Genomic DNA, 25,897 nt, shown 5'->3' with positions numbered 1-25,897 from the left:
TGGTCAAGGCGCTAATTCCAGTTCGATGTCGAAAGTGTCGAGATACTCGGTGAAGATCGGCTCGAGCTGTTCCACCGTCAGGCCGTATTCGTCGAGGCGGTAGGCGTTGAGCGCGAACCGGTCCTGCGGGTGTTCGGCGAGCCAATTGCGCATGCGTGCTTCGGTTTCGGCGGTGAGCGGATCGCCCGCCCAGTCGTAGATGCGGCGTATGACGTCCATCGGGTCGCGCATCATCTCGTGGTAGTACATGTCGAAGAAGCGGTCGGCACCGATGCGCTCCCGGGCCCGTAGCGGCCGCTCCACGTGATACCGCATCTGCCACATGGCATCCCGCCCCATGGCTTGTAGGTCGATGGCGTCCGGATGCAGCGTCATTCCCTTGGGCAGCCTCCACAAGTTGGCCAACGACCCCGTCGCCTTGTACGGGTCGCGGTGCGCCCACACCAGCCGCGCATCGGGAAACACCTTCAGCAGCGCTTCGATGTGCACCGAATGCGACGGCATCTTCAGACTCCACGCGCCCGGCGCGGTGGACTGCAGCACCTGCAGGTAGCGCTTCTGGTACTCGTAGGTGCTGCTCATGTCGGCCTCGTCGAACAGCCATTCGGCGTAGCGCGAGGTCGACAGGAACGAGTCCCAGGACAGTCCCTTGAAGTCCTGATTGTGGATGAACATGTCTTCGGTGGGGCCGTCGGCGTCTTCCCAGTGCGGCAGCGGAATATTCGCCTTCTTGACCAGCTCCAAGATCTGCCGCTGTTCTTCCAGCAGGGCCAGACACCGCGGATCGGTGCGCAGCATTTCGGTGGTGGCCGGCGGGATCGGGTCCACGCACTGCCAGTGAATCAGCGATCGGCGTGCCGGGTCCTGGTCGAGCAGGTAGCTGATGACTGTGGTGCCGGTGCGCGGCATGCCGAGCACTATCAGCGGCCGCTCGACAGGCGCGTCCAGCACCTCGGGGTGAGTCTGAATGTAGTCGTGCATCTGCAGGCGGCGCCCGAGCGCGTCGGTGGCATCTTTGAGGATGCGTTCTCGACCGAACGGGGTGAACGCCGACGAGCCGTTGACTTCGTCGACGATGATCGTCAGGCCGTCCCGCCAAGAGTCCGAGTCGATCTCGGTGAGGCCGGTGCGATGGGCGGCCAGCTTGAGGACGTCATCCGCGGTTGCGACTTCGTCGTATTCGCCCATGGCTCAGACCGTCAAATATCCGCCGTCGACCGCGACGGTGGTGCCGGTGATGTAACGAGCCGCGTCGGTGCACAGGAACAGCACCGCGGGTGCGACTTCGTCCGGCAGGCCCATCCTGCCCAGCGGCGTATGGCGCATTTCGGGCTCGAGTAGCTCCGGAATGGACAGCACAGGGTGCGTCATCCGGGTGTCGATCAATCCGGGAGCCACGGCGTTGACGCGGATCCCGTCGTCGACCCAGCGCCGCGCCAGGTTCTTGGTGAAGGCCACCATCCCGGCTTTCGAGGAGCTATAGGCCGGCACATTGACCGCGGACACGAAGGCGGACATCGACGCGATGGTGACCACACTGGCGCCCCCGGCGGCGGTGCTCGCCTTGAGCCGCTCGTGACACGCCATGGTCAGGCGCATGTGCGCGAACATGTTGACCGCCACCGACCCGGCGTAGCCGTCGGGATCCCATTCGTCCTTGTGCGCCGCATAGGGTCCGCCGGCGTTGTTGACCAGAACGTCGAGCTCGCCCAGGGATGCCGCCAATGCATCGATGGCGGCGGTGTCCGACATCTGGCACTGCCGGAATTGCAGTGCGCTCAGGTCGGTTTCGGGATAGTCCGCGGCCGACGCCCGGGTACCGGTGACCGTGACGGCAGCACCGGCCTTGGCGAAATCGCCGGCGATCGCGTACCCGATGCCGCTGGTGCCACCCGTGACGAGCACGTTGGTGCCGGTGAAGTCGAAGGTGACGCTGTTGTTTTGGACGGTCATTCGGTGTCTCTCAATTCGTTGATCGATTTCCTGAGCCACGCCTTTTCCCAGAAGTTATCCGTGCCGTCCAGCAGCGCCTCGTGGGCGTCGGCGGCCACCGCACGCGCCGCGGGGTGGGTGGGGTCGGCCTCAAGGACGAGGTCGGTGAGATGCAGGGCTTCCACTGGACGTCCACCGGCGACATGTGTGCGCGCCGCGTCGACGAGCGCGTCGGCTCCGGCGGCGTTGACCACCTCCCCCGCAATGGAATTCGGCGCCACACCATAGAGTTCGGTAGTCGAGCAGTGATGGAACCAGCCGGTGTACATCTCCCAGATCGCGCGCACGTTCCACGAAGTCTTGCCGTAGCCTTCGCCGATGTCGAGCTGGTCGGGCACGCTGACCTCGCGCATCGCGGTGTACAGGTCGGCGCCGGAGTTCATCAGTTCGACGGTGCGATCGTGCACGGCCTGCATCGCGTCGCGCATCGCGGTGACCTCCTCGGCGATGCGATCGGCCCCCTCGATCGGGGCGAAGTGGCCGGTGATGATCTTCTCGGGTCCGTAGGCCAGCACTGTGTTCAACGACTCGATGTAGAGAATCGGATCGCGGTAGCGGTCGCCGCGGATGGTCATCAGATTCGGCACATGGCCGAACAACGGCCCGAACATGTTGCCGCTGAATAGTATTCGGTCTTCTGGCAGCCATACTACGATCGCGTCGGTGGTTTCACCGCCGGGCGTCCACGAAAGTTCGAAATGGCGTCCGCCGACTGTCATCTCGTGGCGGTGGTCGAACGTCGTGGTCGGCTCGGGAAACGAAAAATCAAAGGTGGTGGGGTCCGCTGGACCTTGAGTCTGGAAATGCTCGAGGAACGCGTCGGAGAACTTTTGGAAGGCGAACGCCGTTTTGGGTACGCGGTACCCCATGAGACGTTCGTTGTCGTCGCGCCAATACCGGTAGTTGCGGTGCATGACTATGTCGGTTCGACGGTCGGTGCCGTTTTCGCGCAGCGAGTTGACCCCGCCCCAATGATCGGCGTGCCCCTGGGTGACGACGATGGCACGGGTGGGGCCGGGGATATCGGCGAACGCCTTGCGGTGCAATGGTCCCTCGAACACCAGCCCCGCGTTGACGAGGACGCGACCGTCATCGGTGGCTACCGCGTAGGCGTTGGAAACGCCGGGCGACATCCAGATGTCGTTGCCCAGGGGCGTCGCGGCGGCACCGGTCGCGGCTGCGAGGTCGTCGGCTCCGGGACGCTCGCGATAAATCCCAGCCATGACACGCGATCCTCTATAGTTCTAGAGGTAATGTCAAGATTCATGGGAGCCATGGGACTACGCGGTCTGGCAGACAAGGTTGCGGTCGTGGTCGGCGGCGCGACCGGCATCGGCGCGGCGACCGCCGCTCGGCTCGGCGCGGAAGGCTGCCGGGTGATTGTCGGCGACGTCGCCGTGGACGCCGCTCAGCACACGGCTGCGCGCATCGTCGCGGCGGGCGGGGTGGCATCGCACGTCGGCTTCGACCTGGCCGACACCGAGTCGGTTGCCGGGCTGATCGACACCGCTGCCGCTACCTACGACGGAGTCGACATGCTGTTCAACGTCGGTGCGGACATGGGGGTGTTGCGCGACGATTCCGACGTGGTCGATATCGATTTCGGGGTGTGGGACCGCGTGATGGCAGTGAATCTGCGCGGATACGTGGCCGCCATGAAATACGCGATCCCGAGAATGCTGGAACGCGGTGGCGGTGCGATTGTCAACATGTCCTCGGCGGCGGCGTTCCAGGGCGAGCCGGCTCGCCCTGCGTACGCCACCGCGAAGGCCGGAATCGGCGCGCTCACAAGACATGTCGCCTCGCGGTGGGGAAAGGAAGGTATCCGCTGCAATGCCGTCGCACCCGGGTTTACCGCGACCGAGGCCATCCGCTCGGTTCCACAGTGGGAGCAGCTGCAGGCCGGCGCGCTGAAACGTATTCGCGGTACTCGCGTCGGCGATCCTGAAGATGTCGCGTCGTTGGTCGCCTTCCTGCTGTCTGACGAAGGCGGGTGGATCAACGGCCAGGTCGTCAACATCGACGGCGGCACGGTTCTGCGCTGACCCATGGCCATCGACACTCCACGGAAACGCGACGGCGACGCCCGTCGGCGCGAATTGTGCGACGCGGCAATCCAAGTGCTGGCCGAGCACGGATCTCGTGGGCTCACGCACGGCCAGGTCGACCGTTACGCCAAAGTCCCCGAGGGCACCACGTCGTACTACTACCGCACCCGCGCCGCCCTGCTGCGCGGGGTCGGCAAGCGTGTCGCCGAAATCGACACCGCCAACCTGCGTTCGGTGATCGACGAGCCGCTCGACCTGGATTCGCCGTTCGCGCACCTCGCAGAGCTCACCATGATGCAGGCCGACGGACCCGGTCTGGTGCTGAACCGGGCGCGCCAGGAGTTGCTGTTAGGCGCCGCGCGTGACCCCGATCTCGCGGCGACGTCACAAACTTTCGTCGGCCGGATCATCGGCATGGCTCAGGACGCCATTGCCCATCTGCAGCCGGGCACCGGTGACGCCGACCTGCTTGCCGCGCAGACCACGGCCGTGACCACATTTATCGCGGGTGTGTTCTCCCGGCTCGCCATGGGGGACCGCACCATCAACAGCGCCCAGCAACTCAGCCGCCTACTGGAGGCGGTCGCCGCCGCGGTGTTGCTGCAGCAGGCATAGCGTCTCGCCGAAAACGCTGTGTAGTCGCCCGACTAGACCTAACGTTATTGCCGTATCTCCACGCTGGAGCACCGCACGAGGATTGGACGGACATGAAGCGATCGATTTCCAAATGTGTCGCCGCGGGTGTGCTGGCTGTTGCGGGGTTGGTGACGACCGGGGTAGGCATCAGCAACGCCGACACGCTGCAGACCGAGGGCACCTACCCGTCTCACCAGGCTTGTCAGAACGCCGGGCCCGGCGTGAAAGCCTCGACGCCGCCGTTTAATTGGACCAGCTTCTGGTGTGTTCCGGATCCGCAAAATAGGAGCAACTGGCGCTTGGTTCTCAGCAACGGTTAGGACCGCGGCTCAGGACGGCGAGCAGACGCAAAAGCACCCGACACGCCGGGCGTGCGGGTGCTTTTGCGTCTGCTCGCCCTAATAGGTGTAGAAGCCCTCGCCGGACTTGATGCCCAACTTGCCCGCATCGACATACTCCTGCAACAGATCCCGCACACTCTCTGGGAGGTACGGGAACTCCTCGGCGTAGTGGTTTTCGATGTCGAGCACGACGTCCAAGCCGACGATGTCCATCATTTGGAACGGCCCGGCCGGCACGCGCCAGTTCACCTTGAACATCCCGTCGACATCCTCGGGCCGGGCCACGCCCTCGGCAACGACGGCGATGCATTCCCGCTTGATGGCGGCCCAGACCCGATTGAAGATGAAGCCGGTGCACTCCTTGCGTGCCTCGAAGGGGTGCACGCCGAACTCAGGCAGGACAGCCAGCAGGGTGTCCAGCAAGCCGCGGTCGGTCTGGCCGTCGGACATCAGGTCGAGGGCGTTGAATTGCGGTGGCATGTAGAAATGTGTGTTGCACAAACGTGTTTTGTCGCGGACGTTTTCGGCCATCAGTCGCGACGGGAACGACGACGAGTTGGTCGCGAAAATGGTGTCCGCCGGGGCCGCCCGGTCGATCTCGCCCCACAGCGGGATCTTGATGTCGAGCCGTTCGGGGACGGATTCGACGGCAAGCCAGCTGCTGTCTAATGCCTCCTCGAGCGACCCCGTTCCGATCGCGGTGCCTAGCTCGCCGAATCCTCTGTCCTGCAACAAACTTGGCAGATTATCGGTCACGTACTGCGTGGCCTCGGCGCGCTGCTCGGCTCGGCGTGCGTAAATCCGCACGGTTCCACCGCGACTGGCGAGCATCAGCGCAATACGGCGGCCCAGGGTTCCCGCCCCGATTACCGCGACCGGGCGGTTCTGGATGTCTTCAAAGGTGTAGATGTACTTGTCAGTCACACAAGCATGCTAAGTCGCGACCGGGTGCGCGCATGCGTGGCTAGTCGACAAAGATGACGTGACAGTTGTCGTCGGTAGACAACGACGACGAGCAAAGCGCCTGTTACGCGTAAAGCCGACAGCGCTCAAGCAACATGCCGGCGAGCCGTTCCGGTTCGCTGACCATTAGGCAGTGACACGTATCGATCTCTATGAGCGTCTGCACACCGCCGAGTGCCTCAATATTCTTCCGTTGCAACTTGGGACCGATGGCGCGATCCCGCAGGGTCAGAATCCAGGTACGCGGAATGTCCTCCGGCATTCCTTGCCGAGAAACATTCTCAGTGAGAATGCGCAGTGATTCGGCGTAGAGCTTGCCGGTCATGAATCGGCGTCGATACGAAGGAATTCCGTTCAGGTAGGCGAATCGCGCCAACCACCTTGGCGTTTCGCTCGGCACGCCTCGTTTTACGAATCGTCGGGCGATGGTCGCCAGTAGCCACGGTAGGCTGTCCGCAATTGACTTGCCTTCGGGCGGAAGGAAAGCCGCGGCGAAAATCATTTCACGTACCCGCGCTTTTCCAAGCCTGGCGGCCAGTGCTGGCAGCGTCATACCTCCTATCGAATGACCGACAATGACCATGTCCTCCAACGCGGCGCTCTCGATGTCGCCGACGAGCGAGTCGACAAAGTCGGCAACGGTCAGCTCCCTCAGGTCCCCAGGCTTGTTTCGCCGCCCTGGCAGGTCCGACGCAAGCACGTGTAATTCCGGTGCCAACCGGTGGATCTCCGCGACCGCCAGCTCCCATGAATCGGCGGCGAGCCCGCCCCCATGCACTAAAACCAGAGCGGGTAGCGCCATGGCGGGCCTCCTTCAGCGCGGCGAGCCTAGGATCGCATCGTAAAGCGCGATGACCCCTGCACGAGGGTGCGCAGTTGTACACGAAATACGGCGTGTCGATGTACAGACACGCACGCTCGCGAAAAGGCGCGGGCGTGCCGCCGCCGCTACAAGAGCGTGATCTGTTCGGGCTGCGGCTCGGCGGGCTCGAGCAGCTCGGGCCCGTTATTGCGGATGCTGTTGACCAGTGTCGACACCTGACGTAACTCGATGCCGCCCACGTCCGGTGGTTGGGCCAGCAGTTCGGCGTCCAGCGGGGCATCCGGATTCAGCCAGGCATCCCAATCGTTCTCGCCCACCACCAGCGGCATCCGGTCGTGGATTCCGGCCAGCTCTCCCGCCGCATCGGTGGTGATGATTGTGCAGCTCAACAGCGGTTCAGCATCTTTTGCCGGCTTCCACACCGACCACAAGCCGGCCATGCAGAGCAGTTCGCCGTCGTCGCGGTGCATGAAAAACGCCGTCTTGGCGGACTTCTTTCCAGCTGGCGCATCGGGGTTGGCTCGCCACTCATACCAGCCGTCCATCGGGACCAGGCAACGTTTGCTCTTCGCCGAGCTCCGGAACGCCGGTGAGGTGGCGACCTTGTCGGCGCGGGCGTTGATCAGCAGGGGGCCCTTGTTGTCCGGGGCACCGTCGGGACCGGCCTTGACCCATGGCGGAATCAACCCCCAGCGCATCAGCCGCACCCGGCGAGTCGGCTCGTCGTCGCGCTCGCTGTGCCGCGATACCACGGTCGCGATGGTGTTGGTGGGCGCCACGTTGTAGTTGGGCGCCGAGGCCCTATCGGAAGCGCCGGTGGCCTCGTCGATGGCCTTGATTTTCTGGGCCAACAGGGCCGGATCCGTCGTGACTGCGAACCGTCCACACATGACTCCATGGTGTCAGATCTATCCGACAGGCTCAGACAGGCAATGATGGAGCGATGAGCACATGGCCGGCACCGATCGCGCCGACCCCTGTCTACGCGACGGTGACCGTGCCAGGCTCGAAATCCCAGACCAACCGGGCGCTGGTGCTCGCGGGGCTATCAGCAGCCCAGGGCCAAGGCACGCCGACCATCTCCGGCGCGCTGCGCAGCCGGGACACCGACCTGATGATCGGGGCCTTGCGGACCCTGGGCCTACGCGTCGACGGGGATGCATCCGAGCTGACGGTGAGCGGACGAATCCAACCCGGCCCCGACGCACGCGTGGACTGCGGCCTGGCGGGCACGGTGTTGCGTTTCGTTCCGCCGCTGGCCGCATTGAGCGCCGTTCCGGTCACCTTCGACGGTGACGAGCAGGCCCGGGCCCGGCCCATCGCACCGCTGCTGGACGCACTGCGCGGTCTGGGTGTTCCCGTCGACGGGACGGGGCTGCCGTTCCGGGTTCAGGGCAGCGGATCGGTCGCCGGCGGCACGGTGGCCATCGACGCGTCGGCGTCGTCGCAGTTCGTGTCGGGCCTGCTGCTGTGCGGGGCGTCCTTCGCCGAAGGCCTGACCGTGCAACACACCGGCCCGTCGCTGCCGTCGGCCCCGCACATCGCGATGACGGTGGCGATGCTGCGGCAGGCCGGCGTCGACGTCGACGACTCGGCCGCTAACCGCTGGCAGGTGCGCGCGGGAACGGTCGCGGCCCGGCACTGGGACGTCGAACCGGACCTGACCAACGCCGTCGCCTTCCTGTCGGCGGCCGTGGTCACCGGCGGTACCGTGCGCATCACCGGCTGGCCGGCGACCAGCGTCCAACCCGCCGACCACATCCTGGATATCCTGCGCAAACTGAATTCCGTTGTCGTCCAGACTGCTTCATATCTAGAGGTGCGCGGATCGGCGGCTTACGAGGGGTTTGACGTCGACCTCCGCGCCGTCGGGGAGCTCACGCCGTCGGTAGCGGCGCTCGCCGCGCTGGCTACCCCGAGATCGGTGTCAAGGCTGACCGGTATCGCCCATCTGCGCGGCCATGAAACCGACCGGCTCGCCGCGCTGAGCACCGAGATCAACCGGCTGGGCGGCAACTGCCAGGAAACCGCGGACGGTTTGGTGATCACAGCGACACCGCTGGGGTCCGGCACCTGGCGAGCCTATGCCGATCACCGGATGGCGATGGCCGGGGCCATCGTCGGGCTGCGGGTCGCGGGAGTCGACGTGGACGACATCGCCGCCACCACCAAGACGCTGCCGGAGTTCCCGCGGCTGTGGGCCGAAATGGTCAAGGGATCCGGCGTTTGAGGCCCGGCGACTACGACGAATCCGACGTCAAGATTCGCTCCGGCAGGGGCTCACGACCGAGGACCAAGACACGTCCCGAGCACGCCGACGCCGAATCCGCCATGGTGGTCAGCGTCGACCGCGGTCGCTGGGGGTGTGTGCTGGGCGGCGATCCCGATCGACGGGTCACGGCCATGCGGGCGCGCGAGCTGGGCCGCACCCCGATCGTCGTCGGCGACGACGTCGACGTGGTCGGCGATCTGTCCGGCCGCACCGACACCCTGGCCCGCATCGTGCGGCGGGGCCCGCGGCGAACCGTGTTGCGGCGCACCGCCGATGACACCGACCCGACCGAGCGAGTCGTGGTCGCCAACGCCGACCAGCTGTTGATCGTGGTGGCGCTGGCCGACCCGCCGCCCCGCACCGGCCTGGTCGACCGGACGCTGATCGCCGCCTACGCCGGCGGGCTGGCGCCCATACTGTGCCTGACCAAGACGGACCTCGCGCCGCCCGAACCGTTCGGCGAGCAGTTCGCCGACCTCGACTTGACGGTGGTCGCGGCCGGCGTCGACGACCCGCTGCTGGCGGTGGCAGACCTGCTTGCCGACAAAACGACCGTGCTGCTGGGCCACTCCGGGGTCGGCAAGTCGACGCTGGTGAATCGCCTTGTGCCCGAAGCCGATCGCGCCGTCGGTGAGGTGACTGAAATCGGCCGCGGCCGGCACACTTCGACGCAGTCGGTGGCTCTTCCCCTGGGGAGCCCCGGGCTTCCGGAAGGCTGGGTGATCGACACCCCGGGGATCCGCTCGTTCGGGCTGGCCCATATCGAACCCGACGACGTGCTGATGGCCTTCTCGGATCTGGCCGAGACGATCCAAGACTGCCCGCGCGGCTGCGGGCACATGGGACCACCGGCCGACCCCGAGTGCGCGCTGGACACCCTTTCCGGGCCCGCCGAGCGCCGAGTCGCAGCGGCCCGGCGGCTGCTGGCTGTGCTGCGCGAGACCTAGCGGCCTGCCGAGCGTGCGTGGATGTACAGCGACACGCCGCTAAGGCCGTACATTTACGCACGCTCGCGATGTCCGGCGCTAACGGACCAATCGCATGCCGAGTTCGTCGGGCGGTACCGGATGCCCTTTGGTGCAGCGGATTTCGACGTCGGCGTCGGCCTCGCAGCCCAGATGCGTCAGCCGGAGACGATGGCGCCCCGGCAGGTGGCGTTGCCCCCACTGGAACATCGCCCAGACCACCGGCATGAACTCGACGCCGGCATCGGTGAGGACATACTCGTCGCGGCTACGCTGCCCGGGCTCCTGGTAGGGCTGCCGCGTCAGTAGCCCGAGGTCGACCAGTTCAGCCAACCGCGCCGAGGCGGCGGCCTTGGTGATGCCCACCCGGCGAGCGAAGTCGTCGAACCGGGTGGTGCCGTAGTACGCCTCGCGCATGATCAGCATCGCGGATTTGGTGCCGACGACCGTCATCGTCTTCTCGATCGCGCACTCCCCCACGGCCGACCACGTGTCGCGATCGGCGAGGCGGCCCTGAAGCATTGTCACGAAGATCACTCTCCCCTCTGGGTTGCGTTCAGTATACCCAGGCGTTATATCTGAGTATAGTAGTCAATACTCAGCTCAAGGAGGAGCCATGAGCCGTGACGCCGTCATCGTCGGCGCTGTTCGCACGCCCGTCGGAAAGGGCAAGGTCAGCGGCGCGCTGCACGACGTGCTGCCGGCCGACCTGCTGGCGCACAGTCTGCGCGAACTGGTGGTCCGCACCGGCGTGGACCCGGTGCAGATCGACGACGTCGTCGCCGGCGCTGTCACCCAGGCCGGCGACCAGGCGGCCAACATCGCGCGTAATGCGTTGCTGGGTGCGGGTTTTCCGGAATCGGTCCCCGGAACGACGGTCGATCGACAGTGCGGCAGCAGCCAGCAGGCCATCAGCTTCGCCGCCCACGGCGTGATCGCCGGCGCATACGACCTGGTGATCGCGGGCGGCGTGGAATCGATGAGCCGCGTCCCGATGGGTACCTCCGTACTGCCGGGCAGCAACCCGTTCGGCGAGGGTATGACCCGACGCTACCCCGACGGCCTGGTGCCGCAAGGCATCAGCGCCGAACTGATCGCCGCCCGCTGGGGCCTTTCCCGCACCCAACTAGACGAGTTCTCCGCGGGCAGCCACGAGAAGGCCGCCGCGGCCACCAAGGACGGGCTCTTCGACAGCGAGCTGATCCCGATCGCCGGATTTGCCACCGACGAGATCATCCGGCCCGGCACGACGGTGGAAACACTGGCCGCGCTTCAGCCCGCGTTCTACAGCGACGCAATGGAACAGCGCTTTCCGCAGATCAATTGGTCGATCACGCCGGGCAACTCCTCGCCGCTCTCCGATGGCAGCGCCGCGGTTTTGATCACCAGCAGCGAGGTCGCGAGGAAGCTGGGTCTGCGGCCGCTGGCCCGCATCCACACGACCACCGTGGTGGGCTCCGACCCGCTCTACATGCTGACCGGCGTCATCCGCGCTACCGAGAAAGTGCTGCAACGAGCTGGGCTGACGCTGGCCGATATCGATCTGTTCGAGGTCAACGAGGCGTTCGCACCCGTCGTACTCGCCTGGGCGCACGACACCGGCGCCGATCTGGCCAACACCAACGTCAACGGTGGGGCGATCGCGATCGGGCACCCGCTGGGCGCGAGCGGCGCGCGCATCATGACCACATTGGTCAATGCGCTGCACCATCGCGGGGGGCGGTACGGGCTGCAGACCATGTGCGAAGGCGGCGGCATGGCCAACGCCACCATCATCGAACGGCTCGGCTAGAAAGGAGCCTGGCAATGGGGAGTCCAAGCACGTCAGCGACTGAAACCCGTTTTGACGGAGTGCGATTGCGCTACGACAGTACGAAAAGCTACGACGAGCTGGTCGCCGCGCTGCTGGCCGACATCGGCGAACGGCCTGTTCCGATCGACGATATCGCGACGACGGCCGACAGTTGGCAATCGTACCAAGCCGAGGTCGAATCCCACGCCGGGCCAAGCGGATTCATGTTGTTCGGCGTGGTCGACCACGGCGCGTGGATCATCAAGGCCGGCATCGACCGCAAAGCGATACGCATCATTCTCGGTAATCCGCTTCTCGCGATCACCATGCTGCGGCACGACGTGACGGCGGGTCTGTTCGCCCCGGTCGAGCTGCTGGTGACCGACGCCGGCGACGGCCACAGCAGCCTCACCTATGTCAAGCCGTCGTCGCTGATGGTTGTCGATCACAACCCGGCGTTGCTTGCCGCCGCGGAACAACTCGACGCCAAACTGGCCGCACTGGCTGCGAAAGTCGTCTAACGCGAAAGTGAAGCCGCCGCGAAAAATCGGGAGATTTTTCGCGGCGGCTTCACGCTCGCCGTTCGGGCGCTAGGCGGCCAAGTCGCCGGGCGATCCCTCCGGCGAACGCTTGGCACGACGCCAGCGCCGCACGGAGGCGATCGCGGTCTTCAGTCCGCGCCGCCGGCCCGTCACCGGGTCGGTGACCGCGAAACCCGGCTCCAGTTCGGCGAACATCCGCTCGCTGCGGGTCTCCGGCGCATCGTCGGCGTTGTCCCGCAAGTACTTGTTCGGCAACGACAGCTTGGCCAAAGTACGCCACGTCTTACCGTACTGCACCAGGAATGAGCCTGTGGTGTAAGGCAAGTCGTACTTGTCGCACACCTGGCGCACCCGCACCGAGATCTCCGCCAGCCGGTTGCTCGGCAGATCGGGATACAGGTGGTGCTCGATCTGGTGGCACAGGTTCCCGCTCATGAACCGCAGCGCGGGACCGGCTTCGAAGTTCGCACTTCCCAGCATCTGCCGCAGGTACCACTGACCCTTGGTTTCGCCGATCATGTCGGTCTTGGTGAATTTCTCTGCGCCGTCAGGAAAATGACCGCAGAAGATCACCGCGTTGGCCCACACGTTGCGGATCACGTTGGCCGTCGCGTTGGCCGTCAGCGCGGACCGGTACGTCGCACCCGGTGACAGTGCGGTCAGTGCGGGGAACGCAATGTAGTCCTTCACTACCTGGCGACCGGCCTTGGCGAAGAACTCGTCGATCCGCTGGCGGGCCTCCGCGTGATCCATTCGGCGCTTGAGGATCTTGCCGATCTCGACGTGCTGCAGCCCGACACCCCACTCAAACAGCAGCGCCAGCAAGGTGTTCCACACCAGATTGAAGATGTTGAAGCGCTTCCAGCGCTGATCGCGGGTGACGCGCAGCATGCCGTAGCCGACGTCGTCGTCCATGCCCAGGATGTTGGTGTACTTGTGGTGCACGAAGTTGTGGGTGTAGCGCCAGTGCTTGGACGACCCGCTCATGTCCCACTCCCACGTGGAGGAGTGAATCTCCGGATCGTTCATCCAGTCCCACTGGCCGTGCATGACGTTGTGGCCGATTTCCATGTTCTCGACGATCTTGGCCACAGCCAGGGTCGCGGTGCCTGCCCACCAGGCGGAGCGTCGTGAGCTGGCGGCCAACAGCAGGCGTCCGGTGACTTCCAGTGCGCGCTGCGCGGCGATGGTGCGGCGGATGTAACGGGCATCGCGTTCGCCGAGCGAGTCTTCAACGTCCTGGCGGATGGCGTCGAGCTCAACGGCCAGGCCTTCGATGTCGGCGTCCGTCAAATGCGCGAACACGTCGACGTCGGTGATAGCCATCGTCTTGCCTCCCTACGGTTATGCAATCGGTGACCTTGTACGACTTACGCCATCGTAACCTACGATGCCGTAAGTTACCAATCAGTAGCTTTAAATCCCGACGACGCAATCGCCGGACGCGGCGGACACGCAGGTCTGGATGCGAGTGCCGGGGTCATGCTCCTGGCCAGTGCGCAGATCACGGACGTGGCCGTCGACCAAGTCGACCACACACGACTGACAAATACCCATCCGGCAGCCGAACGGCATCTGCACACCGACCGACTCACCCGCGTCCATCACGGACGTCGCGGCATCGGCGGCCACGCTCCGGCCGCTTCGCGCGAAAGTAACCGTCCCGCCGGCGCCGGCGGGCGCCGCCTTGGACACCGCGAACCGCTCCAAGTGCAGCCGGTCGCCGATACCCGCAGCAGACCACACCTTTTCGGCCTGGTTGAGCATGCCTTCCGGGCCGCAGGCCCAGGTCTGGCGTTCGCGCCAGTCCGGCACTTCGGCATCCAGCCGCCACAGATCGAACCGCCCCTCGGTGCGGGTTTCACGCACCCGCAGCCGGTAGCCGGGCTGGTCGACCTCGAGCGCGGCGAGTTCGGCGGTGAACATCGCGTCGGCCGCGGTGGGCGCCGAATGCACGTGGGTGATGTCGCCAATCTGGTTGCGACGCATTAACGTCCGCAGCATCGACATCACCGGGGTAATCCCCGATCCGGCGGTGAGGAACAGAATCGCTGCCGGCGCCGGGTCAGGCAGCACGAAATTGCCCTGGGGTGCGGCCAGCCGCACGATGGTCCCGGGCTCGACACCGGCCACCAGGTGGGTGGACAGGAAGCCTTCGGGCATCGCCTTGACGGTGATGGTGACCGTTCGGGCCGGCCCGGAATTGGCCGGGCTAGAGGTCAGGGAATACGAGCGCCAGCGCCAGCGCCCGTCGACCAGCAGCCCGATCCCGATGTACTGGCCGGGCTGATAGTCGAAGCTGAAGCCCCAGCCCGGTTTGATGACCAGGGTGGCGGAGTCTTCCGTCTCGCGGCGGACCTCCAGGATGCGGCCCCGCAATTCGCGGGCGGACCACAGCGGATTGGCCAGATGCAGGTAGTCGTCCGGCAACAGCGGCGTGGTGATGCGCGCAGCGACCTTGCGCAGCGCATGCCAGCCCGGATGCCTGTCGGCGCCGGCCACGGTCGCGGGCCGGGTATCGACCACGTTGGCGGTAATGGATGCGGTTTTCTTACTCATCTGGAAGCTCCTGCTCACGGCGCGGCCTTTGGCTTTCCGCTCATGTCGCGGACGGTTCCAGGTCCGTCTGGATAAAGCTACGGTACCGTAACTTACGGCACCGTATCCAGCCCTCGAGCGCTGACGTGCGTCACATATTGGCGTGTCTGATCCGTTTACAGCAGGTCGAGCAGGAATGGCAGCTCCTGGTTGGCATACCAAGCCAGGTCATGATCCTGGGCGTCGCCGACGATCAGGTCGGCGTCCTCATCGCCCAGGTCAGCCTCGTCGATGACCGCGATCGCGGCGACGACGGCCGGCTCGGCGTCGGCATTGTCGACGTAGGCGGCGATGACCTGGTCGATCGCGACGGCCCCACCCAGCCGAACGACTGCGTCGTCGAGGTCGGGCCGGTACTTGGCCCCGCATTCGCCCAAGTCGACTTCGGCGGCGAGCACCGCGCGTCGCGGCGGCAGGGCGGCCCCGGCGCCGCTTGTGTCGGGGACGTCGCTGACGTCGTCGTCAGCACCAGCCGCCAGTAGACGCAGGGACGCCAGCGCCGCCTCCTGCAATGCGACCTCGGCGAGCTCGTCGTCGTCACCCTCGGCATAGGACTCGCGCAACGCCGGCGTCACGGCGAACGCGGTGCCGTTCACCGGCGACAACGAGCCGTCGGTGACGAGCTGCCGGAGCATGGCCAGTGTGGCCGGGATGTAGACCTGCATTATCCGATCAACGTAGCCGCGTAGTCGTCGACGTACTTCGACAGCTCGCGCGGCGGCCGCTTGTAGTCGGCACTCACCACCGGCCGTTGCGGCAGCTTGACGTTCGGCCTCTCCACGTCCTGGTAGTCGATCGTGGACAGCAGGTGCCTCATCATGTTCAGCCGCGCGTGCTTTTTGACATCCGATTCCACGACATACCAGGGGCTCACCGGGGTGTCGGTGTGCACCATCATCTCGTCCTTGGCTCGCGAATAGTCGCCCCAGCGATACACCGACTCCATGTCCATCGGGCTCAGTTTCCATTGCCGCAGCGGATCGTTGAGCCGCGCCTTGAACCGGCGCAGTTGCTCGTCCGGCGAGACCGAAAACCAATACTTGCGCAACAGAATCCCGTCGTCGATCAGCATCTGCTCGAAGATGGGCGTCTGCCGCAAGAACAGCACATATTCTTGCGCGGTACAGAATCCCATGACCTTCTCGATGCCGGCGCGGTTGTACCACGAGCGATCGAAGAGCACGATCTCGCCTCGGGCCGGCAGATGGGCGATGTAACGCTGGTAGTACCACTGCCCGCGTTCGCGATCGGTCGGGACCGGCAATGCGGCGATGTGAGCGATGCGCGGACTGAGATATTCGGTGATCCGTTTGATCGCGCCGCCCTTGCCTGCGGCGTCGCGGCCTTCGAAAAGGATCACGATGCGTGCGCCGGAATACCGCACCCACTCCTGCAACTTCACGAATTCCGTTTGCAGCCGCAATAATTCGGCCTCGTAGACATCATTGGAAATCTTCGGTTTGGCCGGCGCAACCGATTTCTTCTTCTTCGCCTTCGCCGGCGCGCCGTCGCGTGTCACGGTGCTCACATCAACGAATGGTAGCCCCACGCAGCGATTTTGACCCCCCGAACGACTACCGGGAAGCTCCCAGCAGCTCGTCCAGCGCTTGACCCAACAGTCCGGGCAGCAGGTCGACATCGGCCATCGCATCGCGGTCGGCGTTGATGCCGAAGTACAGCATGCCGTTGTACGACGTGACGCTGATGGCCAGTGCCTGGTTGTGCAGCAGCGGCGGCACGGCGTAGGTCTCGAGCAACTTGGTGCCGGCGATGTACATCTGCGACTGAGCACCGGGCGCGTTGGTGATCAACAGGTTGAACTGCCGCGCCGAAAACGTGGTAGCCACGCGGATACCCATGGCGTGCAACGTGGGTGGCGCGAAACCCGACAGGGTGACGATGGTCCTGGCGTCGACCAGACTGGCGGCGGTCGGGTTGGATTCGGTGGCATGCGCGATCTGCGACAGCCGCACCACCGCATTGCCCTCCCCCACCGGCAGGTCAACGAGGAACGGCGTGACCTGACTGATCGCCTGGCCCGGACCGGTCGAGTCGAGCTGGTCGTCCGCGTAGACCGACAGCGGCGCCATCGCGCGAATCGTCGCGGTCGGTGCCACGGTTTCGCCACGCGACATCAGCCAGTTGCTCAATGCACCGGCAATGACCGCCAGTACGACGTCGTTGACGTCGCAGTCATACCGCGCCCGTACCGTTCGGTAGTCCTCCAGACTGCCGCGGGCGACCGTGAACCGGCGATTGCGCGAAACGGTGGCGTTGAGCGGACTGCTCGGTGCGGTACCGCGCGCCAGCGTGCGCGCGACGTCGACGACCCGCCGACCGGTGTCGATCAGTTGCCCGGAGTTGGTTGCCAGTCCGGCGATTGCGGAGCCGACGGCTTGCATTTGCGCCCCCGGACCGCCTACCCAGTCGCCGATCGCGCCCAGCAGCAGCCGGGTGTGGCCGGGGTCGCGCTCCGGGATCCAGATGTCCTCAGGGAACGGCGGCGGACGGCGGGTGCGGTCCGCGATGACATGGCCGATCTCCAGCGCGGTCATGCCGTTGATCAGCGCCTGGTGTGACTTGGTGTAAATGGCGATACGGTTCTTGGCCAGGCCCTCGACGAGATACATCTCCCACAACGGCCGTGACTTGTCCAACGGCCGCGCAGCCAGCCGCGCAATCAGTTCGTGCAGCTGCTCGTCGCTGCCCGGCGAGGGTAGCGCCGACCGCCTGATGTGATAGGTGATGTCGAACTCGGGGTCGTCGATCCACACCGGTCTGGCCATCCCGATCTTCACTTCGCGGACCTTCTGTCGGTACCGCGGTATCTGGGCGAGCCGCTGCTCGACGGTGGCCAATAGCTTTTCGTAGCTCAGTCCGGCGCGCGGGCGGCGCAGGATTGCGACCGAGCCCACATACATCGGCGTGGCCGTGTTCTCCAGCCGATAGAAAGACGCGTCCGCCGTGGACAACCGGGTCACCATTGCGGCCCTGTCCTCCTTGTCAATCCTTGTGAGTCGGTCGCGTCTACTCGGAGTTCTCGCCCACGGTAACCGCCTTCTCGGGAGCATTTCAGCGTGGGTACGCGCCGGCCGCGGTTGTGCGATGATTTGCCCGCAACCGGAAAAACCGAAAACCTTTCGTCTGCCACTCTCCAGCAGGCTCCCGTTCGAGATCGATGAGTTGGAGAGTGCCCGTTGACCGTCATTTCTAGCGTTGGCGCACCCCGCCGGGACGGCTTCGCCGTCGTGCCCGTCGTGGAGTACGAGCCTCCGAGCCAAAGCTTGCCGGGAAACGTCCCGCAGTGCCCGCAATCATCCCACGGGGTGTTGCGGCCCCGCATCTCGAGCGCGCCGCGTCGACAGCCCGGCCCGCCGGGCGCCGGCCAACCCGATGCCGCCAGCACGGTCATGCCGGCATCGATGGGCGAGGTGGCCGTCTTCGCCGACGCCGCCCTGCGCCGAGTGCTGGAAGTCATCGATCGCCGTCGTCCGCTGGCCCAGCTGCGACCCGTGTTGGCGCCCGGCCTCGTCGACTCCGTGCTGTCGGTCGGCCAGGCGATGGCCAGGCCGGCCGGATCGGCGCCCGGGCGCCCGGAACACGAAGGTGCGGCCGTGTTGCGTCGGCTGCGGCTTCAGCCGGCCGGACACCCCGATCCGGCGACCGCTGCCGAGGTTTTCGGGTCCTACAGCCGCGGAAACCGGGTTCATGCCATCGCCTGCCGCGTCGAACGGGTGCGCGCCGTCAAGGGAAGCAGATGGCTGGTGGTCGCCCTGCACCTTGGTTGATTTGCGCTGGTGGTCGCTAGTTCGGCGGTTCGGCACTGACCGGCAGCGGATTGCCGGTGTAGCGAGCCAGCACCGGACCCGCGATCGCCATGATGAACACATACGACGTCGCCAGGGCTGCGACCGTCGGGATCGACGTGCCGACCAGGCCAATGATGATCAGGGAGAATTCACCCCGGGCGACCAGGGCCGTGCCGGCTCGCAGCTGGCCGCGCCGCGCCACGTCGTCGCGCCGGGCGGCGAACATCCCGGTGAGCATCTTCGTCGCCGTGGTGATCACGGCCAGCCCCACCGCCACCGGAAGCATGGGAAGCAGCTCTTTGGGGTCGACCGAAAGTCCGATCGCCAGGAAAAAGATCGCGGCGAACAAGTCCCGCAACGGTCCCAGTACCTTGCGCGCCCGATTGGCCGTCTCACCGGTCAGGGTCAGGCCGACCAGGAACGCACCCACGGCCGCCGATGCGTGCAGGGCCTCGGCCATTGCAGCCACCATCAGCGTGATTCCCAGCACCCGCAGTAGCAGCTGCTCGGAATCGGGGTGAGCTACCAGCCTGCCGACGTGATGACCCCAGTGGAACGACGCGGCAAACGCGGCTAGTAGAGCGCCCACCGCGGCCAGCATCCCGCCGACGGCGTCCAGCCAGTGACCGCGCGACGCCAGGACCGCAACCAGCGGCAGGTAGCCCGCCATCGCGAAGTCCTCGAGGACCAGCACCGACAGCACTGCCGGCGTTTCGCGGTTGCCGAGCCGGCGCAGGTCTTCCAGCAGGCGCGCAATGACGCCCGACGAGGAGATGTAGGTGACGCCGGCCAGCGCGAGGATTGCGACGCCGTCCAAGCCCAGCAACCAGCCCGCGACCGCGCCGGGTGTGGCGTTGAGGACGATGTCGACGGCCGCCGACGGCAGGTGGTGTCGCAGGCTGCTGGCGAATTCGGTCGCGGAGAACTCCAGACCCAGGGTCAGCAGCAGCAGCACTATGCCGATGGGCGCGCCCGTGGTGACGAATTCGCCGGCGGCGGCCACCGGCAAGATGCCGCCCTTACCGAGAGCAAGCCCCGCCAGCAAATACACCGGTATTGGCGAAAGCGCGAATCTCCGTGCGATGGCGCCGAATACTGCAAGGGCGGTCAGGAGGGCGCCGAGTTGGAACAGCAGCGCCCCCGAGACTTGCATGGTTCAGCCCTTATCGACGATCTGCTCGACTCCGGCGATGCCTTCCTCGGTGCCGATCACTATCAGCACATCGCGGGCCCGCAAGATTTCGGCCGGCCCCGGGGAGGCGAGTACGTCCTCCTCGCGCACGATCGCAACGATCGACGAGCCGGTACGGGTACGCGCGTGAGTGTCGCCCAACGGCCGGTTCACGAAGGGACTGCCCGGCAGGATGTGGACCTGACCCGCTTCCAGCCCGGGCACTTCGCGGGTCAGTTCGGTGAATCGCTCAGCGATCCGCGGTGCGCCCAGAATCTGGGCGACGGTGTCGGCCTCTTCGTCGGTGAGCTGGAAGACCGGTCGCGCGCGGTCGGGATCGTCGCGGGTATACAGGACGACCTCGAATTCGCCGCCGCGCCGGGCGATGATGCCGATCCGCTCACCTTTGTGGCTGGTGAACTCGTAGCGAAGGCCGACGCCGGGCAGCAGCACCTCCTTGACATCCATACGGTCAATCCTTGACGAAATGCCGTCGAGATAGAAGTCGTACCGGCCAACCTCATAACTGAGCGCCGGCGCTAGGGTTGGCCGATGGACGGCAACACGGTCAGCGTCGAACGCGTGATCAACGCGTCGCCGAGCGAAGTCTTCGCGCTACTCGCGGACGCGGGCAAACACGCCAGTTTCGACGGTTCGGCTTCACTCGACCACGCCACCCAGGAGTCGGTGCCGTTGTCGGAGGGATCGAAATTCGGCATGGCGATGCGCGGACGAAAGGAGACGCTGTTCATCCCGTACCGGACGACCAACACGGTCATCGAGTACGAGCCGGACCGGCGCATCGCGTGGCAGACCACCGGACTGGGTGGCCTGGTCGGCGGCCGGATCTGGCGTTACGAGCTGAGCCCGGCCGACGGTGGAACGCTGGTGCGCGAGACCTGGGATGTGTCGCAGGACAAGCAGAAGCGGTTGATCACCAGTGGTTCGATGCCCAAACTGACCGAGGACGGCATGCGCGCCACCCTGGAGCGCATCGCCAAGCTGCTGGAAAGCTAGCCCGAAGCAGGTTCAGGCTCGACGGTTTCGGCGTTCTGCCGGCGTGGCAGCGGTACCAGCATGGGTACCTGACGTTGGTAAGTCCGGTATTCGTCGCCCAGGGCCGCCACTAGGTCGCGCTCCTCGATCTGGAGGGCGATCAGGATGTAGCCGGTGGTAGCGATCGCGAAAAGTAGGTGCCCTGCCGTCATCGTCGGCGTCGCCCAGAACGCTATGAAGAAACCGAGCATGAGCGGGTGGCGCACGAGCCGGTAGAGCAATCGGATGCGAAAACCGATGTCACTGTAGGGCTTTCCGCGCCACGCCAGATACACCTGCCGCAGACCGAACAGGTCGAAATGATTGACCATAAATGAGGAGGCGAACCCCGTCGCCCATCCCAGCCAGAACAGTGACCACAGGGCCAGGCGGGCCACCGGCTGACGGACATCCCAAATGACCGTGGGCATCGTTCGCCATTGCCAGTACAGCAAGAAGAGGACGGCACTCGACAGCAACACGTAGGTGCTGCGCTCTATCGACTGCGGCACGATTCGGGTCCACCATCGTTTGAATGCCGGCCGAGCCATCACACTGTGCTGGATGGCGAATGCACTGAGCAGCGCCACATTGATGGCCACGGCCTGGCCTATCGGGGCTGCAATTCCATGATCGATGGTCCGCGGCACCACGATCGCGCCGACGAATCCGATGGCATACAGAAAGGACACCACGAACGCCAGGTAGCTGGCGGTGCCGTAAGCGATTGTCAGGTAGCGCTTCATAGCCTGAGTGTCCTCCGAGCAGGTCTGTAGCACGTGAGGCGTTTGCCTCAATAGTTCGACGGGATAGCGGCGCAGAGGGTTCAACGCGCGCGCGGCGAAGTTGAGGCTAGGGCGTCGAGTGACCGCTCGGGCGTCGAATGTTCGCTCGGGTATCGAATGTGAGGCCTTGGCTTTGAGTGTGCAGCTAGGGCTTTCGGAGTGAGCCTGGGGCGGAGTTTCGGCAATTTTTCCACCCAGGGATCACGCCCGACGCCCTGGATGCACACCCGACGCCGTCGATGCACACTCAACGCCTAGGGCTCACGCCGACGCGTCCGGAAGGGCTACCGCTTCTTCACAGATTTCGGCGGCTTGGGCCCGCGTCCTTGTTGCCGTGCCGCCGCGCGGCGCTCGCGGCGGCTGGCCCCGCCGGGCACCCCGGCCGGCGTCTTGGCCGCGCCACCGCCGTTGCGCTGCACCTGCGCCGAGCCGTCCTCGGACGGCCCGGAATATGTCAAGGCCGGCGACTCGCTCTCAATGCCCTTGGCGCGCAACGTGCTCGGAGCCTCTTCGCGAGCAGCGGCAGGCGCGGGGCTTGCCCCGTCCTGGTGCCCCGAGCCACCAGTGGCCGCGGCTGTCGCGAATTCTCTGAGCTCTTCCGGTTCCTCGACGGGAGCCACCTGCGGGGAGGGGACCGTCTCCACGGTGACGTTGAACAAGAAGCCGACCGACTCCTCCTTCAAGCCGTCGAGCATGGCCATGAACATGTCGTAGCCCTCGCGCTGGTACTCCACCAACGGATCGCGCTGCGCCATCGCCCGCAGGCCGATGCCCTCCTTGAGGTAGTCCATCTCGTAGAGGTGCTCACGCCATTTGCGGTCGATGACGTTCAGCAACACGTTGCGTTCCAGCTGACGCATCGCGCCCTCGCCGGCCAATTCCTCGAGCTCGGCTTCCCTTGCGGCATAGGCACGTTCGCCATCCTTGAGCAGCGCCTCAAGCAGCTCCTCGCGAGTGAGGTCGTCGCGCTCGGAGTCGTCGTCATGACGCGTCAGGCTTTCATGCTCGATCCCGACCGGGTACAGCGTCTTGAGTGCCTCCCAGAGTTTCTCCAGGTCCCAGTCCTCGGCGTAGCCCTCGGCGGTTGCGCCGTCGACGTAGGCGGTGATCACGTCGCGGACCATGTCGAGCGCCTGCTCCTTGAGGTTTTCGCCTTCGAGGAGGCGGCGGCGCTCGGCGTAGATCACCTTGCGCTGCTGGTTCATCACCTCGTCGTACTTCAGGACGTTCTTGCGGACCTCGAAGTTCTGCTGCTCGACCTGGGTCTGCGCGCTCTTGATCGCCCGGGTCACCATCTTGGCTTCGATCGGCACGTCGTCGGGCAGGTTCAACCGGGTCAGCAGCGTCTCGAGCGCGGCGCCGTTGAACCGTCGCATCAGCTCGTCGCCCAGCGACAGGTAGAACCGCGACTCGCCAGGGTCGCCCTGTCGCCCGGAGCGGCCGCGCAGCTGGTTGTCGATGCGCCGCGACTCGTGCCGCTCGGTGCCCAGCACGTACAGCCCGCCGGCTTCGATCACTTCCTTGGCCTCTTCGCTGGCCTCTTCCTTGACCTTGGGCAGCTCCTCATGCCAGGCCGCGTCGTACTCTTCGGGCGTCTCCACCGGATCGAGCCCTTGCTCACGCAGCCGCTGGTCGGTGAGGAAGTCGACGTTGCCGCCCAGCACGATGTCGGTCCCCCGGCCGGCCATGTTGGTGGCGACGGTGATGCCTCCCCGCCGGCCCGCGACCGCGATGATGCCCGCCTCCTGCTCGTGATACTTGGCGTTGAGCACGTTGTGCGGGATCTGCCGCTTGGTGAACTGCCGCGACAGGTACTCCGAGCGCTCCACGCTGGTGGTGCCGATCAGCACCGGCTGGCCGTTCTCGTACCGCTCGGCCACGTCGTCGACCACCGCGATGTACTTGGCCTCTTCGGTCTTGTAGATGAGGTCGGACTGGTCACCGCGGATCATCGGCTTGTTGGTCGGAATGCTGACCACGCCGAGCTTGTAGATCTCGTGCAGCTCGGCGGCCTCGGTCTGGGCGGTTCCGGTCATGCCCGCGAGCTTGTCGTAGAGACGGAAGTAGTTCTGCAGCGTGATGGTGGCCAGCGTCTGGTTCTCGGCCTTGATCTCGACGTGCTCCTTGGCCTCGATGGCCTGGTGCATGCCTTCGTTGTAACGGCGCCCGATCAGCACGCGGCCGGTGAACTCGTCGACGATCAGCACTTCGCCGTCGCGGACGATGTAGTCCTTGTCGCGATTGAACAGCTCTTTGGCCTTCAGCGCGTTGCTGAGGTAACTGACCAGCGGAGAGTTGGCGGCTTCGTAGAGGTTGTCGATGCCGAGCTGGTCTTCGACGAACTCCACACCTTTTTCGTGCACACCGACGGTGCGTTTGCGCAGGTCGACCTCGTAGTGGGTGTCCTTCTCCATCAACGGGGCCAGCCGGGCGAACTCGGTGTACCAGTTGGAGGCGCCGTCGGCCGGACCGGAGATGATCAACGGCGTGCGGGCCTCGTCGATCAGGATGGAGTCGACCTCGTCGACGATGGCGTAGCTGTGCCCGCGCTGCACCAGCTCATCGAGCGAGTGCGCCATGTTGTCACGCAGATAGTCGAAGCCGAACTCGTTGTTGGTGCCGTAGGTGATGTCGGCGTTGTAGGCCGCCCGTCGCTCGTCGGGGTTCATGTTGGCCAGGATCACCCCGACCTGCAGCCCGAGGAAGCGGTGCACCCGGCCCATCCACTCGCTGTCGCGTTTGGCCAGGTAGTCGTTGACCGTGACGATGTGCACGCCGTTGCCGGCCAGCGCGTTGAGATAGGCGGGCAACACGCAGGTCAGCGTCTTTCCTTCACCGGTCTTCATCTCGGCGACGTTGCCCAGGTGCAACGCGGCGGCTCCCATCACCTGCACGTCGAAAGGACGCTGGTCGAGCACCCGCCAGGCGGCCTCGCGGGCGACGGCGAACGCCTCGGGCAGCAGGTCGTCGAGGTCTTCGCCCTCCTCGAGACGCTTCTTGAATTCGTCGGTTTTCGCCCTTAGTTCGGCGTCGGTCAGCTTTTCGATGTCGTCGGACAACGTGTTGACGTAGTCCGCCACCTTCTTGAGGCGCTTGACCATGCGACCTTCACCAAGGCGCAGCAACTTCGACAGCACAGCTAGCTCCCCTATTGGTAGGAGTCTTCTTCGATCGGGCGACTCCCATGTTAGGTGACGAGCCGGCGATGACCGCCGACGCGGCGATCGCAACCGCGGCATTGCCGGGCGCAGCGGGTCGCCGCGGAAGACTCGGTCAGCCGATCGCAAGCGCGGCATTCCCGCGAGTAGCGGGTCGCCGCTGAAGACTCGCTCAGGCGAGCCTGATCAGGCCGTAATCGTAGGCGTGCCGACGGTAGACCACCGACGGCCGTTCGGTCTCCTTGTCGAAGAACAAAAAGAAGTCGTGCCCTACGAGCTCCATCTCATAGAGCGCGTCGTCGACCGACATCGGCTTGGCCGGGTGCTCCTTGGTACGGACGATCCGGCCCGGCGCGTGCTCGGTGACGGCCTTTACTTTTTCGCCTACTTCTTCACCGTCGTGTTCCGGCGGCTCGACGGCTTGCTTCTTGGGCGCTCTGGGAGTCTTCCCGGGCGCGGGCACCACGGCGGTGGCAGTGGCCAGCGAAACCGGCGTTTTGTCGCCGTAGTGCACCTTGCGTCGATCCTTGACCCGGCGCAGCCGGTTCTCCAGTTTGGCGACGGCCGCCTCGAATGCGGCATAGAAGCTGTCGGCACACGCCTCCCCCCGGACCACCGGACCGCGGCCGCGGGCGGTGATCTCCACGTGTTGACAGGACTTGCGTTGGCGTCGGTTGCGTTCGTGATCGAGTTCGACGTCGAACAGGTAGATGGTCCGGTCGAACCGTTCCAAGCGAGCGAGTTTCTGCGAGACGTAAATGCGGTAGTGATCGGGGATCTCGACATTGCGGCCTTTGACGACGACCTCGGCCTGCGCCATCGGTTCGGCTTGTTCGTCGGCGTCGGTCGGTAGTTGGTCCAGAACCCGACTGGAATCCACGCTTGGCCTTGACATACGTGACAACTCGTTTCTCTTTTCGCGTCACACGCGCCCTGCGTGCCGGCTTCGTTGGTACACGCGCCGACG

25 protein-coding genes are annotated in these 25,897 nt (G+C 65.4%); 8 read left to right on the top strand and 17 right to left on the bottom strand.

Features of this window, described 5'->3' with window-relative positions:
• Nucleotides 1-3: 3 nt before the first annotated feature.
• From AC5Y21_RS02720 to AC5Y21_RS02710, 3 genes are read right to left on the bottom strand one after another with little or no spacing between them, the layout of a single operon-like run.
• Nucleotides 4-1,188 (bottom strand): sulfotransferase family protein, encoded by a 1,185-nt coding sequence (locus AC5Y21_RS02720; RefSeq protein WP_499909168.1) that lies wholly within the window; start codon nt 1,186-1,188, stop codon nt 4-6.
• 3 nt (nt 1,189-1,191) lie between these two features.
• On the bottom strand, nt 1,192-1,953 hold the full coding sequence (locus AC5Y21_RS02715) for an SDR family NAD(P)-dependent oxidoreductase (protein ID WP_499909166.1): 762 nt from the start codon (nt 1,951-1,953) through the stop codon (nt 1,192-1,194).
• Nucleotides 1,950-3,215 carry an alkyl sulfatase dimerization domain-containing protein gene (locus AC5Y21_RS02710; protein WP_499909164.1) on the bottom strand — a complete coding sequence of 422 codons (1,266 nt, stop codon included), beginning with the start codon at nt 3,213-3,215 and terminating at the stop codon, nt 1,950-1,952. The genes AC5Y21_RS02715 and AC5Y21_RS02710 overlap by 4 nt, the downstream gene beginning before the upstream one ends.
• Nucleotides 3,216-3,266: 51 nt before the next feature.
• Between AC5Y21_RS02710 and AC5Y21_RS02705 the strand changes: the two genes are divergently transcribed.
• Both AC5Y21_RS02705 and AC5Y21_RS02700 read left to right on the top strand, forming a co-directional pair.
• Nucleotides 3,267-4,037 carry an SDR family NAD(P)-dependent oxidoreductase gene (locus AC5Y21_RS02705; protein ID WP_499909563.1) on the top strand — a complete coding sequence of 257 codons (771 nt, stop codon included), beginning with the start codon at nt 3,267-3,269 and terminating at the stop codon, nt 4,035-4,037.
• 3 nt (nt 4,038-4,040) lie between these two features.
• Nucleotides 4,041-4,655: a TetR/AcrR family transcriptional regulator gene (locus tag AC5Y21_RS02700; RefSeq protein WP_499909162.1), complete on the top strand. Its 615-nt coding sequence runs from the start codon at nt 4,041-4,043 to the stop codon at nt 4,653-4,655.
• 419 nt (nt 4,656-5,074) lie between these two features.
• Here AC5Y21_RS02700 and AC5Y21_RS02695 read toward each other — a convergent pair whose 3' ends face one another.
• From AC5Y21_RS02695 to AC5Y21_RS02685, 3 genes are all read right to left on the bottom strand, one after another.
• The gene (locus tag AC5Y21_RS02695) at nt 5,075-5,941 is read right to left on the bottom strand and encodes a 3-hydroxyacyl-CoA dehydrogenase family protein (RefSeq protein WP_499909160.1); all 867 of its coding nucleotides are present in this window, start codon (nt 5,939-5,941) and stop codon (nt 5,075-5,077) included.
• A 103-nt stretch (nt 5,942-6,044) separates the two neighbouring features.
• Entirely contained in the window at nt 6,045-6,782 is a 738-nt protein-coding gene (locus AC5Y21_RS02690; protein WP_499909158.1) for an alpha/beta fold hydrolase, read from the bottom strand.
• Nucleotides 6,783-6,928: 146 nt separating this feature from the next.
• Nucleotides 6,929-7,693, bottom strand: coding sequence for an SOS response-associated peptidase (locus AC5Y21_RS02685; RefSeq protein WP_499909156.1), 765 nt, complete (start codon nt 7,691-7,693; stop codon nt 6,929-6,931).
• 53 nt (nt 7,694-7,746) lie between these two features.
• Here AC5Y21_RS02685 and aroA point away from each other — a divergent pair, with 53 nt between their 5' ends.
• Together aroA and rsgA are read left to right on the top strand one after the other, a co-directional pair.
• The gene (gene aroA, locus AC5Y21_RS02680; RefSeq protein ID WP_499909154.1) at nt 7,747-9,033 is read left to right on the top strand and encodes a 3-phosphoshikimate 1-carboxyvinyltransferase; all 1,287 of its coding nucleotides are present in this window, start codon (nt 7,747-7,749) and stop codon (nt 9,031-9,033) included.
• Nucleotides 9,030-10,022 (top strand): ribosome small subunit-dependent GTPase A, encoded by a 993-nt coding sequence (rsgA, locus tag AC5Y21_RS02675; protein WP_499909152.1) that lies wholly within the window; start codon nt 9,030-9,032, stop codon nt 10,020-10,022. The genes aroA and rsgA overlap by 4 nt, the downstream gene beginning before the upstream one ends.
• A gap of 78 nt (nt 10,023-10,100) precedes the next feature.
• Here rsgA and AC5Y21_RS02670 read toward each other — a convergent pair whose 3' ends face one another.
• Complete coding sequence (locus tag AC5Y21_RS02670; protein ID WP_499909150.1) at nt 10,101-10,568, bottom strand: winged helix-turn-helix transcriptional regulator; 468 nt, start codon at nt 10,566-10,568, stop codon at nt 10,101-10,103.
• Nucleotides 10,569-10,656: 88 nt separating this feature from the next.
• Here AC5Y21_RS02670 and AC5Y21_RS02665 point away from each other — a divergent pair, with 88 nt between their 5' ends.
• Nucleotides 10,657-11,832 (top strand): thiolase family protein, encoded by a 1,176-nt coding sequence (locus AC5Y21_RS02665; RefSeq protein ID WP_499909148.1) that lies wholly within the window; start codon nt 10,657-10,659, stop codon nt 11,830-11,832.
• A gap of 14 nt (nt 11,833-11,846) precedes the next feature.
• Nucleotides 11,847-12,353, top strand: a complete 507-nt coding sequence (locus AC5Y21_RS02660; protein ID WP_499909146.1) for a DUF302 domain-containing protein — start codon at nt 11,847-11,849, stop codon at nt 12,351-12,353.
• Nucleotides 12,354-12,422: 69 nt separating this feature from the next.
• Here the strand turns inward: AC5Y21_RS02660 and AC5Y21_RS02655 are convergent, their stop codons facing one another.
• The 5 genes from AC5Y21_RS02655 to AC5Y21_RS02635 form a co-directional block, all read right to left on the bottom strand.
• On the bottom strand, nt 12,423-13,700 hold the full coding sequence (locus AC5Y21_RS02655) for a fatty acid desaturase family protein (protein ID WP_499909144.1): 1,278 nt from the start codon (nt 13,698-13,700) through the stop codon (nt 12,423-12,425).
• 90 nt (nt 13,701-13,790) lie between these two features.
• Complete coding sequence (locus AC5Y21_RS02650; RefSeq protein WP_499909143.1) at nt 13,791-14,933, bottom strand: ferredoxin reductase; 1,143 nt, start codon at nt 14,931-14,933, stop codon at nt 13,791-13,793.
• Between the two features lie 155 nt (nt 14,934-15,088).
• The gene (locus AC5Y21_RS02645; protein ID WP_499909561.1) at nt 15,089-15,640 is read right to left on the bottom strand and encodes a DUF6912 family protein; all 552 of its coding nucleotides are present in this window, start codon (nt 15,638-15,640) and stop codon (nt 15,089-15,091) included.
• Nucleotides 15,637-16,500, bottom strand: a complete 864-nt coding sequence (ppk2, locus tag AC5Y21_RS02640; protein WP_499909141.1) for a polyphosphate kinase 2 — start codon at nt 16,498-16,500, stop codon at nt 15,637-15,639. The genes AC5Y21_RS02645 and ppk2 overlap by 4 nt, the downstream gene beginning before the upstream one ends.
• Nucleotides 16,501-16,546: 46 nt before the next feature.
• Entirely contained in the window at nt 16,547-17,956 is a 1,410-nt protein-coding gene (locus AC5Y21_RS02635; RefSeq protein ID WP_499909139.1) for a WS/DGAT/MGAT family O-acyltransferase, read from the bottom strand.
• 213 nt (nt 17,957-18,169) lie between these two features.
• On the opposite strand from AC5Y21_RS02635, the gene AC5Y21_RS02630 reads away from it, so the two are divergent.
• Nucleotides 18,170-18,760, top strand: a complete 591-nt coding sequence (locus tag AC5Y21_RS02630; protein WP_499909137.1) for an Rv3235 family protein — start codon at nt 18,170-18,172, stop codon at nt 18,758-18,760.
• Between the two features lie 16 nt (nt 18,761-18,776).
• On the opposite strand, the gene AC5Y21_RS02625 is transcribed toward AC5Y21_RS02630, so the two are convergent.
• Together AC5Y21_RS02625 and AC5Y21_RS02620 are read right to left on the bottom strand one after the other, a co-directional pair.
• Nucleotides 18,777-19,934 (bottom strand): cation:proton antiporter, encoded by a 1,158-nt coding sequence (locus AC5Y21_RS02625; RefSeq protein WP_499909135.1) that lies wholly within the window; start codon nt 19,932-19,934, stop codon nt 18,777-18,779.
• A gap of 3 nt (nt 19,935-19,937) precedes the next feature.
• Entirely contained in the window at nt 19,938-20,420 is a 483-nt protein-coding gene (locus AC5Y21_RS02620; RefSeq protein ID WP_499909133.1) for a cation:proton antiporter regulatory subunit, read from the bottom strand.
• 84 nt (nt 20,421-20,504) lie between these two features.
• On the opposite strand from AC5Y21_RS02620, the gene AC5Y21_RS02615 reads away from it, so the two are divergent.
• The gene (locus AC5Y21_RS02615) at nt 20,505-20,969 is read left to right on the top strand and encodes an SRPBCC family protein (protein ID WP_499909131.1); all 465 of its coding nucleotides are present in this window, start codon (nt 20,505-20,507) and stop codon (nt 20,967-20,969) included.
• On the opposite strand, the gene mddA is transcribed toward AC5Y21_RS02615, so the two are convergent.
• The 3 genes from mddA to hpf all read right to left on the bottom strand — a co-directional run bounded on the left by mddA (nt 20,966) and on the right by hpf (nt 25,750).
• Nucleotides 20,966-21,733 carry a methanethiol S-methyltransferase gene (mddA, locus tag AC5Y21_RS02610; RefSeq protein WP_499909129.1) on the bottom strand — a complete coding sequence of 256 codons (768 nt, stop codon included), beginning with the start codon at nt 21,731-21,733 and terminating at the stop codon, nt 20,966-20,968. The genes AC5Y21_RS02615 and mddA overlap by 4 nt on opposite strands.
• A 323-nt stretch (nt 21,734-22,056) precedes the next feature.
• Nucleotides 22,057-24,909: a preprotein translocase subunit SecA gene (gene secA, locus AC5Y21_RS02605; RefSeq protein ID WP_499909127.1), complete on the bottom strand. Its 2,853-nt coding sequence runs from the start codon at nt 24,907-24,909 to the stop codon at nt 22,057-22,059.
• A 193-nt stretch (nt 24,910-25,102) separates the two neighbouring features.
• Complete coding sequence (hpf, locus tag AC5Y21_RS02600; RefSeq protein WP_499909559.1) at nt 25,103-25,750, bottom strand: ribosome hibernation-promoting factor, HPF/YfiA family; 648 nt, start codon at nt 25,748-25,750, stop codon at nt 25,103-25,105.
• Between the last annotated feature and the right edge of the window lie 147 nt (nt 25,751-25,897).

It is taken from the genome of Mycobacterium sp. NGS41 (assembly GCF_059812725.1).
The sequence above is the reverse complement of the archived record's forward strand: the minus strand, read 5'-3'. Positions and strand labels throughout refer to the sequence as shown.